The sequence below is a fragment of the Pseudoalteromonas sp. 19-MNA-CIBAN-0066 genome, assembly GCF_040308705.1.
Taxonomy (GTDB): domain Bacteria; phylum Pseudomonadota; class Gammaproteobacteria; order Enterobacterales; family Alteromonadaceae; genus Pseudoalteromonas; species Pseudoalteromonas nigrifaciens.
This window is the reverse complement of sequence record NZ_JBEONZ010000002.1, coordinates 200,600-216,928: the sequence shown is the minus strand read 5'-3', so window position 1 is coordinate 216,928 and position 16,329 is coordinate 200,600. Positions and strand designations below refer to the sequence as shown.

Here is a 16,329-nt window from a genome sequence, read left to right as displayed (position 1 = left end):
TATTTTTTTAAATTAATTAAATGAGAATGACTCGACAACGCTCTTACGAATAAGCATTGACTATTTTTCGCCAAATTTGGCTAATGTAGATGCTGAGTCTGCTCAACTACAAAAAAGATATTGTCGCGTGCAACGCTACTAATTACAAGTTTAAAGCGGCTAAAACACCTGCTATTTTGTTATAAAGGCTAAATTAATAATGTTTTAGCGCCGATTTTATAACATCAATATAATAAATCTAATCGCCGTTAAATTTACAACTGACTTAAGTGCTTACTCTCGCAATTTAATGGATGTTGCGTATAATACTGGGTAATTAAGTTATATTAGAGAATAGTAATGAGAACATGTGGTGTAGATATTACCGGTAGTGATGTACTACTTTGTATTTTAAGTAAAGATAATGACGTATTTGATATTCGCGACGTGCGCCAAACACGCTTTACCTTAGGTAACGGTAACGACACAGAAGTAATGCGTAAGTTTCAGTTTGATTTTGCCAAGCTAATGCAAGATTACCAAATTGATTCTGTTGCAATACGTCAACGTGCTCCAAAAGGTAAATTTGCTGGTAGTGCTAATGGTTTTAAAATGGAAACCGCGATTCAGCTAATCGAAAACCTTGATGTAAAATTATTTACAACAACCGAAATTAAAGAGCAAGTTAAGCGCAACCCTATCCCTATTGATTTTGAGGATACCGGTCTTAAAAAGTATCAAGAAAATGCTTTTGTAAACGCTTACGTTTATATTATGAAAAAAACTTACCGCAGCGACGAAATGTAACCTCATTTAGTAATTGCTAAAAGCGCGTACTTACAGTGTAAGGCGCGTTTTTTTTTGCTTTATTTTTACTTATTTCATTTTCAGCAACAAACCTAAGACATTAGTCTACCCCTCTTCCCTTTGTCGACAATATATGTTTATTTATCATTCAAGCTATTCATATCTATTGATACGGAGAATGACATGAATGTAACAACAAAAGCGGTTAAAGAAATAGAAAAAATAAACCCTATGCCGCTATTGCAGAGTTATTTTAAAGGAATACAAAGCACCCCATTAACCAAGCAAACCATAGGTGACTACTTCGACAGCATTGTCGACAATGCCCCCGACGCATTAGCCGTGGTTGTGCACCATCAAAATATACGCTTGAGCTATAAAGAGTTTCAACATCAAGTAAACCAATTAGCAATGGGCTTACTAGCACTGGGTATTAAGCCTGGAGAAAGAGTAGGTATTTGGTCGCCAAATAACATTCAATGGTGTTTAACTCAGTTCGCCACCGCTAAAATTGGCGCAATTATGGTATGTGTAAACCCAGCTTATCGCCCCAGCGAATTGCAGTACGCTTTAAACAGCGTTGAGTGCACTACCTTAATTACCGCTTCAGAATTTAAAGGCAGTAACTATCTGCAAATGCTACAAAGTTTAGCGCCAGAGCTAGCAGAGTGCGAAAAAGGGCAGCTTAATGCCGCTGCTCTTCCCACGCTTAAAAACGTCATTAGAATTGGTGATGAAGCAAGCCCTGGTATGTTTTCATTCGCTGAAGTAACCGCACTTGCAACTCAAGAGCATAAACAGCAGTTAGATTCAGTAGCCGCTACCCTTAATTGCAATCAAGATATCAATATTCAATTTACGTCTGGCACCACTGGCAACCCCAAAGGGGCAACGCTTACTCACAAAAACATTTTAAATAATGCATTATTTGTTGGTGAAGCCATGCACATTACCAATAAAGATAAAATATGCATACCTGTGCCACTTTATCATTGCTTTGGTATGGTACTTGGCAGTTTAGTGTCTATGAGCAAAGGCGCTACAGCCGTTTATCCTGGGGATGCATTTGATCCGAAAACAACTCTCGAAGTAGTACAAAATGAGGGCTGTACAGCACTGCATGGTGTACCGACCATGTTTATTAGTGAGCTTGAATTAAGTAACTTTAATGATTACGACTTAAGTACATTACGCACTGGTGTAATGGCCGGCTCTACCTGCCCCGAGCAAGTAATGCGCAAAGTACAAACTTTAATGAATATGCACGAAGTAGTTATTGCATATGGCCAAACTGAATGCAGCCCTATTAATAATATTACTGAAACCGACTCATCTATTGAGCGCCAAGTAACGACAGTAGGCCGTGCATTAGCGCATACCGAAGTTAAAATAATTGATGAGCTAGGTAACATTCAACCCGTGGGGCTATCGGGTGAGGTATGCAGTCGGGGTGCAGGAATTATGCGTTGCTACTGGAACGATGAAGAAAAAACCAAAGCGACCATAGATCAAGATGGTTGGCTGCATTCTGGCGACTTAGGGGTAATGGATAGCGAAGGCTTTGTTAGTATTGTTGGCCGCATTAAAGACATGATAATTCGCGGCGGCGAAAATATTTATCCCCGCGAAATAGAAGAAGTGCTTTATACCTACCCAGGTGTTCAAGATGCCGCTATATTTGGTATTAGCGACGAAAAATACGGTGAAGAAGTATGCGCCTGGATCCAACCCAAAGAAGATGCACAACTAGACGAAGCACAAATACGGTTGTTTTTAAAAGACAAACTAGCTTATTTTAAAGTGCCGCGCCATATTCGTTTTGTTGAAAATTACCCTATGACGGTAACCGGTAAACTGCAAAAGTTTAAAATGCGCGAACAAATGCAAGAAGAGTTAGCAGAAAAAGCATTTTCATAATTATCAACTTTAACAAAGCGCAGCCTAAAACAGGCTGCGCTATTATTATAGCAAACGTGCAATAACTAACCTGAGCTCCGGATAATAAACTAATCTCAAGCAGCTGTTTTCAGCGCTAACTGCGTTGAATTTACTTGCAATAGGCCAGCTATTGACGCGTAAATTCGCCTTGTTTTCACTGAAAACCTCTGGCTAGAGAAAATAAAATTAAATATAACGATGATTCAATATGTTAGTAAATCTCTTAACCAGAGTTCAGGTTAACTATAAATTAAGCATACGCTTTTTTAGCCTTTCTAAGTCAATCGCATTGGAGCGTACGGTGAGCTTAATATGGCTATATTCATATTCTTCTTTAATGACACTCATGCTCGAGCGAATTTCACCCACTATACCTTTGGCGGTATAAGGAATAATAACCTCTTCTTCAATCATGTCGCTTTGTGCTGTATCAACAATGTATTTATGTAATTTAGCTATATCAGCTGGGTTACGTGTTGATGTCATCATGGCATCAGGAAATTCAGCCATTAATGCTTGTTGTTGCTCATCGCTAAGTTGATCTGACTTGTTAAGTACTAATAACTTTTTACTACCTTGTACGCCCACTTCTGCCAATACATTATGCACTACATCTAGTTGTGAGCGAAAAGACGCATCCGATGCATCAACTACATATAACAATAACGACGCATCATGTGCCTCGGCTAAAGTTGAATGAAATGAAGCAACTAAGTCATGCGGTAATTTTTTAATAAAACCAACTGTATCAGATACCAATATGCGTGGTTGCGTTATTGGATACAAAGCACGAACTGTGGTATCCAGCGTAGCAAAAAGCTTGTTTTCGCCCTCTACGTCACTGCCCGTAATTGCGCGCATCATCGACGATTTACCCGCATTGGTATAACCAATCAAAGCAACCGAAAATAGCTCTGAGCGCTGTTCTCGTCTGTCCATCATTACATCTTGAACATTTACCAGTTCACGCTTTAACTCGGCTAATTGGTCGCGTACTTTACGACGGTTAAGTTCAAGCGTTGTCTCACCTGCACCCTTACCCATTTGGCGTTCTTTATCGCCGGTAGATGTTTCACGCAGACGCGGCGCTACATAGTTAAGGCGAGCAATTTCAACCTGTAATTTTGCTGTTTTAGTACGCGCATGGCGGCTAAATATTTCAATAATTATGCCGGTGCGGTCAAATACTTCCACACCTAACTGGTTCTCAACATTACGTAGTTGAGAAGGCGTTAAATCGCAGTCAAAAACGACAACATCGGCACAAGCAAAATCTAAACCGTCTGATGGAATTTCTGATGGCATGTCGGATAATGGATCGTCATCAAGAAAATTTTCATCCTCATCTGCAGCAGAACCTTTATTTCCAGTAAGGCGCGCTATTTCAGCCAGTTTGCCTGAGCCAAGTACATTTACTTTTTGGGTAGAACTTTGCTTTTGTGATTGTGTGCCAACTACTTTAAAGCCAAGAGTGGTAACTAGGCGTGCCAACTCTGCAAGCGACTCAGTTGCTTCATCGCCTTTAAAGTGAGGTGTACTAATAGAAATAAGTAATGCGTTAGGAAGTGATGCTTTTGCAGTTAGTTGCATAATTTTTTATGTTAATGCACCGCGAAGTGCAAACCTATTTTCATTCGAAAGTAGCCTGATCCTACGCTGTTATAGCTTGGCTTTATAGCGTTATAACTAACTTAAGCGGTTATTTAAATAAAACACCCTGTAAATAGCTAAATTTATGGGGTGTTTTTAAGTACAGGCTCTCACAGCAATAAGCTGCAATTGCTTTAAACTATTTTAGTTAAACTACGCCTTGCTCTATCATTGCATCGGCAACACGGCGAAAACCAGCAATATTAGCGCCAAGTAACAGGTTAGTAGGTTGGCCAAATTCTGCCGCTGTTTCGTTAGCAATATTAAAAATGTTTTTCATTATGTGCTGTAATTTTGCATCCACTTCTTCAAAAGTCCAGCTTTGCATACTGGCATTTTGCGCCATTTCTAATTGGCTGGTTGCAACGCCGCCCGCATTAGCAGCTTTACCTGGGCCGTAAGCTATTTTGGCTTTAATAAAGCAGTCAATCGCGTCTTTGGTCGAAGGCATGTTTGCACCTTCACTCACCAAAATACAGCCATTGCTTAGTAGCGCTTTTGCATCGCCTTGAGTTAACTCATTTTGAGTGGCACACGGGAACGCAGCATCGGCTTTAAAACGCCACACTGCATGCCCATCTTCTGGGTAATCTGCGCGAGCAATATAAGTAGCTTCTGGGTAGCTTTCTTTATATTTGCTTAAACAGCCACGTTGCTGCTCTTTTAACTCTTTAATAAGCGTTAAGTCTATACCCGCGTCATGAAATAGTGTACCGCGAGAGTCACTACAGGTAATTGGTTTTGCATTTAATTGATACAGCTTTTCCATCGCATAAATAGCAACATTACCCGAGCCCGAAATTAAACAACGTTTTCCAGCTAGGCTATCATCGCGGTTTTGTAGCATGTAGTTTGCAAAGTACACTGCGCCGTAGCCAGTTGCTTCTTTACGAACTAACGAGCCACCCCACATTAGGCTTTTACCGGTTAACACACCATCGTAACGCCCTGTTAAACGCTTGTACTGGCCAAACAAATAACCAATTTCGCGTGCGCCAACACCAATATCCCCTGCAGGTACGTCGGTAGTTGGGCCAATGTGGCGGTATAACTCGTTCATAAATGATTGGCAAAAACGCATTATTTCACCGTCTGAGCGCCCTTTTGGATCAAAGTTAGCACCGCCTTTACCACCACCAATAGGTAGGCCGGTTAATGAGTTTTTAAACACTTGCTCAAAACCCAAAAACTTAATAATACTGGCATTAACACTCGGGTGAAAACGCAAGCCCCCCTTATATGGGCCCAAGGTAGAGCTAAATTCAATGCGATAGCCTTTATTTACTTGAATATTACCTTCGTCGTCAACCCAAGGTACACGAAACATTAGTTGACGCTCTGGCTCTACCATTCTTTCTATAATGGCTTCTTTTTGATAATTTGTAGTTTTTGCAAAAAGAGGTTCTAAAGATTCTAGTACTTCTTCAACAGCTTGATAAAACTCACTTTGCGCGGGGCTAGTTTGCTTTAATTGAGCTATCGTACTATGTATATAATTCATAATTATTCTTCCGTGTAAGCTATTTTTAAAATTTGAGAATTCGGGTAAGTATGATTGAGTTTGTTTTTTGAATATAAATCTATTTTAAAATCATAATTTTCATACACCTTACCATTAGAAAGAGTGGTGTTGCACGTCATTCAAGTTGAATTATTTTACTGTTGTGTAAAAATAAAACAGCGACTAGGCGAATTTTTATTCACTTTAACGATATAAAAATACAGTGCACGGTTACTAAAACCAAACATACAGCTAACAAAGGAGGTAATTACTTGATATTTAAATGATCTCATTCAATTGCTAGTTTATTAAGCGGTATTGAACAATTTTAAAGTAGGCGTGTAACAAGTTGAAATATATTTAACTTAAAAACAACAAAACGCTAAAACAAGGGCTGTTTTAGCGTTTTGAAAGAGTAATGGCTTTACCTTGCTTACTCAGCAGTGCTTTGTGGACGAACCTGCTGTTGTACACCCGTTAAAAATAAACGAAGTACCTGGTTGTTACATACGCGGTAGTGCTTGTTATCTACTTTACGAGAAAACGCGCTTAGCTCATGCTTACTCAAATTAAAGTCAACGAGTGCCAGCGTCGCAATCACATCTTCCGCTTTCATATTTAAAGCAATACGCAGCTTCATAAAAATAATATTGTTATTTAACTTGCTCTCAGGAGCAGGTTGCTCGCCTTCGCGCTTACCACGTTGCGTATTAATAAAACCATTTAAAAAAGTTGCAAACTCTGTATCACTTATTTCAGTGTAAGCCTCTTCGCCTTCTTTAGTTAACCAAGCAATTACTTGCTCTGTAGTAACCGTATGCTCAGCTGCAGCAAAAACATTTACCATAGCGGTGTCGGTTAAATTAAAAGTGTAGCGAATGCGGCGTAAAATATCGTTATTTGTCAAAGTAAATCCCAGAGTAGTAAATGCTAACCCAATGGTTAGTTATTGTTAGCTTGTAAATAAGCGCCCTAGTTTAACAGACTTGCCAATACTGCCCTATTAGTTTTTATTTAGCAGCGCACACGCTACCAATGCCGCTAATTACCCAGCACTTTTGCAGGGTCAACTCTTGTTGCTTGCCACGCCGGATAAATAGTAGCTAACGCCGCTAAAATAAAAGTAACAACAACTGTTACCACAATATCTTGCCACACTAACTTACTGGGTAAAAACTCTATAAAATAAACTCCTTGAAGTGGGTTTGCGCCAAAGAGTTGGCTGAGCCAAGTAAATAATTCGCTAATATTTATTGCCAGTACCACACCAATTAAGCTGCCTAATACCACACCTACAAAAGCTTGCGTTAACCCCTGCATTACAAAGGTAGCTAAAATGGTACTGTCTTTTGCGCCCATGGTTTTTAAAATAGCAATATTGCCTTGTTTTTCGCGTACTTCCATTACCAATGAGGACACAATATTAAAACTTGCCACAGCTATAATTAAAAACACCACAATATAAACTATGGTACGCACCATTTGTATATCTTGGTATAAGCTGCCTTGCGTTCTAAACCAACTAGAAATATATACATAGTCGTCTATGGTTTGCCCTACCCGTAGCGCAATTTGATGCGCGGTAAATACGTCATCAACGCTTAGGCGAAGCCCGGTTACTTGGCTTTCATCGTAACCTAATGTTTGCTGCGCTTTATTAAGGTGGATAAATGCAGCTGTGCTGTCTATTGGCCCCCCCATTTCAACAATACCTGCAAGTAACAGCGTTACTCGCTTAGGGGCTAATAATGACTGCCCTTGCTGAGCTATTTGAGGAATAAGTAAGGTAATACTATCGCCCACGCTGGCATCGAGTTGGTTAACTATTTGCTTGCCTAAAATAACTTCATCAATGCCAAGCTGGCTCACCAATTTGCCTTTGGTAAATTGATTAATAGCCGACACGCTCCCCTCTAATGAAGGCTCAACCCCGCGTATTTCTACTGCTTTTAATTGGCTTTTAAATTGCGCCATGCCGTTAACTGCAATAAATGGCGCGGCGCCGGTTACATGATCTTGCTGTTGAAGCTGCTCAACTTTTTGTGGCCAATTAGCAATTGGCCTATTAGGCGCTACATATTCCACCTGCGGCACTACGCTTAATAAGCGATGCACTAATTGCTGCTCAAAGCCATTAATTACCGACAGCGCAACTATTAAAACCGCAACGCCCAATAAAATACCCACAGTAGATGCTTTAGCTATAAAGCTTACAAAGCCATTTTTTTCATCTTTATGACCAGAATACGCTCTAAAGCGTTTACTTATAAACGCACTAAGCAACATGTTGCGACTCTTTAATAGTAAGTTTTCCATCATCTAAATAGGCTATTTTACCGAGTTTGTCGGCCAGCTCTAAGTCGTGTGTTACCACCACAAAGCTGGTATTTAAACTTTTATTAAGCTCATTTATTAAGTCGTATATTTTAATCGCGTTTTGTTTATCTAAATTACCGGTTGGCTCATCGGCAAGCACTAATGCCGGTTTAGTAACGAGCGCGCGCGCAATTGCCACTCGTTGGCGCTCACCACCAGACAGTGCCGACGGCTTATGAGAGCTACGATGTGCTAGGCCCACTTTTTCAAGCATTTCTAATGCAGCTACTTTCGCAGCTTTAGCACTTAGTCCTTTAATTAAAAGCGGCATAGCTACATTTTCTACCGCGCTAAATTCCATCAGTAAATGATGAAATTGATAAATAAAGCCTAAGTTTTTATTTCTAAATGCCGCTTGCTCTGTACGGGAGAGCTTAGCCACTTCTTGATTTTTAATTTTAGCACTGCCAGATGTTGCAGTATCGAGCGTACCGAGTATATGCAATAAGGTACTTTTACCCGAACCAGAGCTGCCCACAATAGCCAGCATTTCACCTTGTTGCAGGGCTAAATCAACCCCTTTTAATACTGCAACTTGGTTACTACCATCTTGATAAACTTTATTTAAATTTTCACAACTAATAACTAAATCATTCATAACGCAATACCTCGGCTGGTTTTACTTTTGCGGCTTTGCGCGCTGGGTAAACAGTGGCTAAAAAGCTCATAGCAATACTCGAACAAGCGATAACAATTAGGCTTGGCACATCAAATTTTACCGGCAACTCTATACCTGCCATCAAATTTAACCCTACTAATGCTAATAACTCATTAATATATAAACTAAGTAATACACCTAAAAATGCCCCTACTGCGGTGCCTATCACGCCATTATAAAGTCCTTGCACCATAAACACTTTTTGTACTTGCGATGGTGTTAAACCCAAGGTTTGTAAAATAGCGACTTCGCCTTGTTTTTCACTTACCATCATCGTTAGCGCAGAGACAATATTAAATACCGCAACCAGCACAATAAGCCCTAATAACATCGACATAATCCGTTTTTCCATTGCTACAGCAGCAAATAATGTGCCTTGGCTGCTGCGCCAATCTGTATAGGTATGATCTTTTAATATTAGTTTGCTGGCCTGTATAAATTCATCCAATGCAAAGGGTTCATACAAAGAAATACTTAAATTAGGTGCAGTGTTTTGATCCAGCTTTAATACGCGTTGCAACGACGCACCACTGGTAAAAGCCAGCCCCATGTCAATTTCAGAGCCAGTTTCGTAAATGGCTGCTATTTTAAACAAGCGTTGGCTAGGCATTCGCCCAAGCGGTGTATAGGTAGAAGCATTTGGCATAATAACCCGCAGCTTATCTCCCAAACCAACACCTAATTTACGGCTCAGGTAGCGACTAATGGCAATGCTATAGTTTTTATTAAGTACTGTTTGCCAATTTCCTTGTACTATTTTATCGGTAATTTTATAGAGCGAGCCGTCATCGCCATATAAGCCTTGCAGCAACACACCGTGTAAATCTTTATTGGTTTGTAATATAGCTTCACCATGCTGATAAAGGCTTACAGTACTTACATAAGGAGATTGTTCAAGATCTGCTTTTAAACTACTCATTTGCGCTGCAGTACGCTTATTAGCTTGCACTTCAACATGCGGAATAAGCCCAAGCATATTGGTTTTTAAGCTGCTTTCAAAGCCATTCATTACTGAACTGACAGTAAATAATGCCATTAAGCCAATCGCAATACCGGCAATAGAAAAAAACGAGATAAATGAAATAAACGCATTCCCTTTTGAGGAGCGACTATATCTAAGCCCAATAAACAAACTAACCGGTTGAAACATATTGTTTTTAAACACTTATCCTAAAAATAGTAACTTATAATAACACGAATAATCCGTACTTGGGTATGCCACTAAATGTAATAAATATTTAAAAATCTGATACTTGGCTAGAATAAAAATTAAATGATTAACCCGCTATTAAGCTTTTAGTCCTGCGACTAAATAATCAAGTAGCACCCTTACATTAGTTGCCACAAACTGTCGAGGCGGATACACACCCCATACCCCTTCTTGCAGCGGCTGATAGGATGTTAAAATAGGCACTAACTGCCCTGTTTTTAACTCGTTTTCAATGTAGTAATTAGGGAGCTGAATAATCCCTAAACCTTTTTTAGCGCCATCTACCAACGCCCAGCCACTATTACATTGCAGTCGCCCAGCTATTTTAATATGCTTTTCGCGCCCTCCTTCGTTTACCCGCCAATAACGACTATTCCCCACTAAACATTGATGATTTATTAGCTCACCTAATGTGTGTGGCTCGCCAAATCGGGTTAAATAATCAGGGGCACAACACATAATAAAACGCCGTGCACTTAAGCGCCGTGCTTTTAAGCTCGAGTCTTTTAAATGCCCCAGTCTAATAGCTAGATCAAAACCACCTTCTAATAAGTTTTCTTGCTCATTACTGAGCGTAGCAACGACTTCTACATCGGGGTGGTCGTGCATAAAATTATGCACTATTGGCATAATAAAGCTCTCGCCATACATTACCGGGGCTGTTAGATTAATTTTACCTTTTGGCGTACTTTGCTGTTGCGCTAAACTTTGCGTGGCATCATCCATTGCATGTTGTAAATGCTTTATTTGGTGTAAAAACACCTCACCTTCTTTGGTCAAAACCACTTTACGCGTTGTGCGCGTTAGCAACTGTGTATTTAAGCGTTGTTCAAGCGCACTAACATGGCGGCTAATATGCGCAACCGACAGCCCAATTGCTTTGCCTGCAGCGGTAAAACTACCTTCTTCACCTACCGCAATAAATTCGTCTATTCCATCCCATCGTGCCATTGTTACAGTTCTGAAAAAGTGTTTTAATAAAATTGAGATTATCATTATTTGAGAAACAAATACAATAGCTACATCACCCAAGCAAATTGGGTCTACAATTATTATCTACCCACTACAAAGGATAAGCACATGTCAGAATTTATTAAATCAAAAGCAGCTATTGCTTGGGGTCCTAATCAACCACTTAGTGTTGAAGAAGTTGATGTGATGATGCCTAAAAAAGGCGAAGTAATGGTAAAAATTACCGCTACTGGTGTATGTCATACCGATGCATTTACATTATCGGGTGAAGATCCTGAAGGTATATTCCCTGCAATTTTAGGCCACGAAGGCGCTGGTGTTGTATATGCAATCGGCGAAGGCGTAACCAGCGTAGAAATTGGCGATCATGTTATTCCTTTATACACCGCAGAATGTGGTGAATGTAAAATGTGTACCTCGGGCAAAACTAACCTGTGTTCTGCTGTGCGCGAAACCCAAGGTAAAGGCTTAATGCCAGACGGTACAACACGTTTTTATAAAGACGGTCAGCCAATTTACCACTACATGGGTTGCTCAACTTTCTCTGAGTACACAGTACTGCCAGAAATCTCTTTAGCTAAAGTAAACAAAGAAGCGTCTTTAGAAGAAATATGCTTACTAGGCTGTGGCGTAACAACAGGTATGGGCGCAGTAACAAACACAGCTAAAGTAAAAGCGGGCGACACTGTAGCTATTTTCGGTTTAGGTGGCATAGGTTTATCAGCTATTATTGGCGCAAAAATGGCCGGTGCGAGTCGTATTATCGGTATCGATATAAACAACTCTAAATACGAGTTAGCAACCAAGCTTGGCGCAACCGATTTAATTAATCCAAAAGACTTCGACAAGCCAATTCAAGACGTAATTGTTGAAATGACCGATGGCGGCGTTGACTACTCGTTTGAATGTATTGGTAATGTTGATGTTATGCGCTCAGCACTTGAGTGTTGTCATAAAGGTTGGGGTGAGTCGGTAATTATTGGTGTAGCAGGCGCTGGCCAAGAAATTGCTACTCGTCCATTCCAATTAGTTACTGGGCGTGTATGGCGTGGTAGCGCATTTGGTGGTGTTAAAGGCCGCTCACAACTACCTGAAATTGTAGAACGTTACATGGCTGGCGAGTTTGCACTAAATGACTTTATTACCCACACAATGGGCCTTGAAGACATTAATGATGCATTTGATTTAATGCACGAAGGCAAAAGCATTCGTACCGTTATTCATTACTAAGCAATAAACCAATCGCTTGTATTCACGGTGTGGATATAAGCGGCTTTTGAGGATTATCATGTTAGAAAATATCTCAAGTGTAAAAGTATCCGGTGGCTGGCATAAACAATATACGCACAGCGCTGTAAGCACTCATTGTACTATGCGTTTTGCCGTTTTTTTGCCGCCCGGCGCTAGTGAAAGTAATAAAGTACCGGTACTTTATTGGCTTTCAGGTTTAACCTGCACCGACGAAAACTTTATGCAAAAAGCAGGCGCATTCAAAAAAGCAGCTGAGCTAGGTATTGCTATTGTGGCACCCGACACTAGCCCTCGTGGGGATAATGTTCCTAACGAAGACAGCTACGATTTTGCTCAAGGCGCTGGGTTTTATGTTAACGCGACACAAGCCCCTTACAACACTCACTTTAATATGTACGACTACGTAGTGAATGAATTACCCGCGCTTATAGAGCAGCACTTTCCAGTGACTAGCACAAAAGCAATTAGTGGTCATTCAATGGGCGGCCACGGTGCGTTGATGATCGCCCTTAAAAACCCACAGGATTATGTTAGTGCCTCGGCGTTTAGCCCTATAGTAAACCCTATTAATTGCCCATGGGGCGTTAAAGCGTTTACGGGTTATTTAGGAGCCGATAAAACAACATGGGCACAATACGACAGCTGCAAATTAATGGCTAAAGCTGAGCAAAGTAACTACTTGCCAATGTTAGTGAGCCAAGGCGATGCCGATAACTTTTTAGACGAGCAATTAAAACCGCAAAATTTAGTGGCTGTTGCAAAACAAAAAGACTACCCACTGACCCTAGAAATGCAAACCGGGTACGATCATAGTTACTTTTTTATCAGTAGCTTTATTGATCAGCACTTGGTATTTCATCATCAGTATTTGTCTGCATAACAATATTATTGTTTGTAGTAATAATGTGTAGAGAACCCTCTACACATTATTTTAAACTATTAAAAAAACGTCCTTACTTGCATCAGTATTCACTCGCCTTTTATTACCCTGCTTGCTGTGGCTCTACCCATAAGCTTATTTAGAGCATGCTGACCTTGTAAAATAAAATCAAATTTTAAATTTTAAATTGTAACGGTGTTAAACAAAGCACATTACTCATGCACTTCCTTTTTTATAAACTCCTTAACAAAACCAATTAATTGCAGTAAATATATAATCAAAAAAGGGAATGCACCTACAATCGCAACGCTGTGATTTAAAGGCTCGTTATTTTCAACTAATAATACGCAAGCATACAATCCCAACGCAAACGACCAGGCGTATAACCAAAACGGCAGAATCATCAGAGGTTGCTAACGCGCAGTAATAACGCGTTTTTTTCAAGTTTAGTGGCTGTATTTATTGTTTTTTTTAAAAGGCAAGTGATGTACATAATTACCTTTAATATAAGTAAAAGAATATGGATATTCAAAAGCGATATCAAACTAACTACTTAGTAAAATAGTAAAATAGTAAAATAGTAGTGTAACTATTACCAAGCCAGGCAGAATAAAAATAAAGGCAAACCTAAATTACTGAATTTAAAATATTAAATAAATGGCTTACAGATTGCTAGCTAGTTATTAAGATTAACTAAAAAGGCAAGATCATGGAAATTGATTTACAGTGGCACGAAATCGTTGATAATCTGATTCACTTAGGCATAGCTTATTTACTCGCTTTGCCAATGGCCTACGACAGAGAGCGCAGCCAAGATGGTGCGGGGCTGCGTACCTTTCCGTTAGTAGCGGTGGCATCATGTGGTTATGCGTTAATTGCGTTGTCTGTACTTGACTCCTCTGAAGCACAATCAAAAATGTTACAGGGGATCATTACCGGTATCGGCTTTATTGGCGGTGGCGCAATTTTAAAAAATAACCAATCTACCTCAGGTACTGCCACCGCGGCGAGCATTTGGAATATGGGTTTAATTGGTATTGCTGTGGCCTACAGTCGCTACGAAATAGCTATTTTACTGGCCATTATTAACTTTATAACATTACGCTATATTAAAAAGTTTAAGTAACCTCTTAATTTTATATCTTAGTGAAAACAAAAAAGGCGCTATAAAAGCGCCTTACCAAACAAGAATGTGTGCTTAAAACATGTCTTGATAGGGATTTTTTGTATTAAAAGCAATCGCTTTTTCAAAGCCAGGAAGGTGTATGCTTTGCTCATCTATAACAATGTCATTGTCGTCAATTAAGCCATCACCAAAACGATAAATTAGTTGGTATTGGCCTAAATCAGCTTGTGATTGATAGCTTTGTTGCGCTGCTTTTACAGCCACATTTTTATTAGCATAATCATTCATAACGCTTTTTCCATGGCGCTTGGCAAGCATTTGCAGTGTTATTTTTGCAGACAATACTGTAGCGGTAGCATTGTTACCACCAAAGCCTTTTGAGTTAATAAATGCAATATCCATATCACCGCAGTCATAGTGGCTGTTTCTAATATCTAGATGATCAGCGTAAACATCGTCGGCTATTTTATCTATAGTCGTAATACCAGGCATAATATTGTGGCTAAATACACCTAATGCTATAGCTAACTGATCGCCACTTGCAGGAGCAATAGTATGGCCAACATATGCTTTTGGCGCAGTTACTTTCCAGTTATCAATAGCAAAGGTTTGTGCCACTTTATGATAAATCAATGACTCGGTTACACGGTTTAATGGCGTGCTTGAACCATGGGCTAATATAAAGCTGCGCTGTTGCAGGGCTTCTTTACCTAATAAGCTACTTGCCAGTGCCGCCGATTTTGCCATAGTAATGTAGTTACCCGGCCCTGGTGAAGTAATTGACTTTTTAATCCCGTCGGCATTTACAAATACATCTGGCACACACCCCATAATGTCAGCGCCTAACTCTAGTGCTAGAGCATCATCCATTAAAATAGCCACTTGCGCGCCTTCACCTAGCGTAAAGCCACAGTTTTCGCCAAACGGACGGCTACTTTTACGATAGTCGGGCTCATCTGTATTACTTAAGTTATCTAAACGGCGCAAACCTTCAACGTTTGCCAGTGCGCTCATGTTACCAAAGCCTTCTATAACCTCTGGCGTAATAGCACATTCAACACTGGCTACCACAGCAACGCGAGTACGCCCTGCTTGTATATCGTTAACCGCTGCACGTAAGTTATATAAAAACGTAGCACATGCGCCCGAAGTTGAAAACGTAGTACCTACGTTGCCCGTTACATACGCATTAATAAAGTCGGTCGACATAGTATTTAAACCCAGCGCTAATTGCTTAGTGCTTACGCGGTCGCCTTGCTGGCGAGCTTTAACTAAGCCACCTAAACCTGTGTCATCCATTTGGCCAATAACAGACGCCGAATAAGTACCAATTTTGTCTGGCTCTACGCTATTCATTATATGTTGCCAATCAAGCCCGGTTGATTTTATTGCATCGGTAGCAGCAAAAATAGTTGCTTGCAAACCACGTGGCTGATAGCGGCTGTTATACATTACAGACGGATCAAACCCAGTAGGAAACTGCCCTGCCGATTTAATCGGGTTGTCGCGAGTTGAAGCGTGTTTAACATCTATATCTGCGGCAATAGTAACTTTAACTTTTTTACCTTCGAGCTGCTCTACCTGCCAACTTGCAGGTACCGGTTGTGGTAAATCGCGAGCACGGGTTTCAAACACAATCGCATTCTCATCCGAGTTGCTTAGCGTCATTTTTTGCTGCCATGGGGTAGCGTCTGGATCAAAATGTTCGTTTTCGATTTTACGAATAAGCGTACCGGCAATTATTTGTTCACCAAAACGTGCTTCTATGTCGCTTTGCTCAACATTGTTACCTTGAGTGTCTTGTAGTTGATTATCAACAACACTAACTAAATTCATCAAGGTGGCGAGGCCTAAAAACGTTTCTTGACGATCTTGTGCACTTAAACTGTCTAACACAATACGGCGGTAACCTTGGTGAAAAGAAGTACGGCCAGCGGCATTAATGCCTCCCATGCCTACAATTACGGGTAATGCGGTCATA

13 protein-coding genes are annotated in these 16,329 nt (G+C 40.2%); 5 read left to right on the top strand and 8 right to left on the bottom strand.

Features of this window, described 5'->3' with window-relative positions; genetic code table 11:
- Positions 1 to 339 precede the first annotated feature (339 nt).
- Positions 340 to 786, top strand: a complete 447-nt coding sequence (locus AAEZ18_RS02405; protein ID WP_011328076.1) for a DUF3010 family protein — start codon at positions 340 to 342, stop codon at positions 784 to 786.
- Positions 787 to 969: 183 nt separating this feature from the next.
- The gene (locus tag AAEZ18_RS02400; RefSeq protein WP_309217097.1) at positions 970 to 2,703 is read left to right on the top strand and encodes an AMP-binding protein; all 1,734 of its coding nucleotides are present in this window, start codon (positions 970 to 972) and stop codon (positions 2,701 to 2,703) included.
- 264 nt (positions 2,704 to 2,967) lie between these two features.
- Here AAEZ18_RS02400 and hflX read toward each other — a convergent pair whose 3' ends face one another.
- From hflX to AAEZ18_RS02365, 7 genes are all read right to left on the bottom strand, one after another.
- Positions 2,968 to 4,314 (bottom strand): GTPase HflX, encoded by a 1,347-nt coding sequence (gene hflX, locus AAEZ18_RS02395; RefSeq protein WP_350593750.1) that lies wholly within the window; start codon positions 4,312 to 4,314, stop codon positions 2,968 to 2,970.
- 208 nt (positions 4,315 to 4,522) lie between these two features.
- Positions 4,523 to 5,875 carry an NADP-specific glutamate dehydrogenase gene (gene gdhA, locus AAEZ18_RS02390; RefSeq protein ID WP_011328073.1) on the bottom strand — a complete coding sequence of 451 codons (1,353 nt, stop codon included), beginning with the start codon at positions 5,873 to 5,875 and terminating at the stop codon, positions 4,523 to 4,525.
- A 433-nt stretch (positions 5,876 to 6,308) separates the two neighbouring features.
- Positions 6,309 to 6,782: a YehS family protein gene (locus AAEZ18_RS02385; RefSeq protein ID WP_089368223.1), complete on the bottom strand. Its 474-nt coding sequence runs from the start codon at positions 6,780 to 6,782 to the stop codon at positions 6,309 to 6,311.
- Positions 6,783 to 6,916: 134 nt separating this feature from the next.
- The gene (locus AAEZ18_RS02380; protein WP_011328071.1) at positions 6,917 to 8,161 is read right to left on the bottom strand and encodes a lipoprotein-releasing ABC transporter permease subunit; all 1,245 of its coding nucleotides are present in this window, start codon (positions 8,159 to 8,161) and stop codon (positions 6,917 to 6,919) included.
- Positions 8,151 to 8,849 (bottom strand): lipoprotein-releasing ABC transporter ATP-binding protein LolD, encoded by a 699-nt coding sequence (lolD, locus tag AAEZ18_RS02375; RefSeq protein ID WP_011328070.1) that lies wholly within the window; start codon positions 8,847 to 8,849, stop codon positions 8,151 to 8,153. Before lolD ends, AAEZ18_RS02380 begins: the two co-directional genes overlap by 11 nt.
- Positions 8,842 to 10,059: a lipoprotein-releasing ABC transporter permease subunit gene (locus AAEZ18_RS02370; RefSeq protein ID WP_041454692.1), complete on the bottom strand. Its 1,218-nt coding sequence runs from the start codon at positions 10,057 to 10,059 to the stop codon at positions 8,842 to 8,844. The genes lolD and AAEZ18_RS02370 overlap by 8 nt, the downstream gene beginning before the upstream one ends.
- Before the next feature lie 138 nt (positions 10,060 to 10,197).
- A complete protein-coding gene (locus AAEZ18_RS02365) occupies positions 10,198 to 11,070 on the bottom strand; it encodes a LysR family transcriptional regulator (RefSeq protein ID WP_086996014.1) in 873 nt (290 codons plus the stop codon).
- Positions 11,071 to 11,199: 129 nt separating this feature from the next.
- On the opposite strand from AAEZ18_RS02365, the gene AAEZ18_RS02360 reads away from it, so the two are divergent.
- The 3 genes from AAEZ18_RS02360 to AAEZ18_RS02350 all read left to right on the top strand — a co-directional run bounded on the left by AAEZ18_RS02360 (position 11,200) and on the right by AAEZ18_RS02350 (position 14,348).
- Positions 11,200 to 12,321, top strand: coding sequence for an S-(hydroxymethyl)glutathione dehydrogenase/class III alcohol dehydrogenase (locus AAEZ18_RS02360; protein WP_011328067.1), 1,122 nt, complete (start codon positions 11,200 to 11,202; stop codon positions 12,319 to 12,321).
- 58 nt (positions 12,322 to 12,379) lie between these two features.
- The gene (fghA, locus tag AAEZ18_RS02355; protein WP_011328066.1) at positions 12,380 to 13,222 is read left to right on the top strand and encodes an S-formylglutathione hydrolase; all 843 of its coding nucleotides are present in this window, start codon (positions 12,380 to 12,382) and stop codon (positions 13,220 to 13,222) included.
- Between the two features lie 709 nt (positions 13,223 to 13,931).
- Entirely contained in the window at positions 13,932 to 14,348 is a 417-nt protein-coding gene (locus tag AAEZ18_RS02350) for an MgtC/SapB family protein (protein ID WP_011328064.1), read from the top strand.
- A 72-nt stretch (positions 14,349 to 14,420) separates the two neighbouring features.
- Here AAEZ18_RS02350 and AAEZ18_RS02345 read toward each other — a convergent pair whose 3' ends face one another.
- Complete coding sequence (locus tag AAEZ18_RS02345) at positions 14,421 to 16,328, bottom strand: beta-ketoacyl synthase (RefSeq protein ID WP_011328063.1); 1,908 nt, start codon at positions 16,326 to 16,328, stop codon at positions 14,421 to 14,423.
- Between the last annotated feature and the right edge of the window lies 1 nt (position 16,329).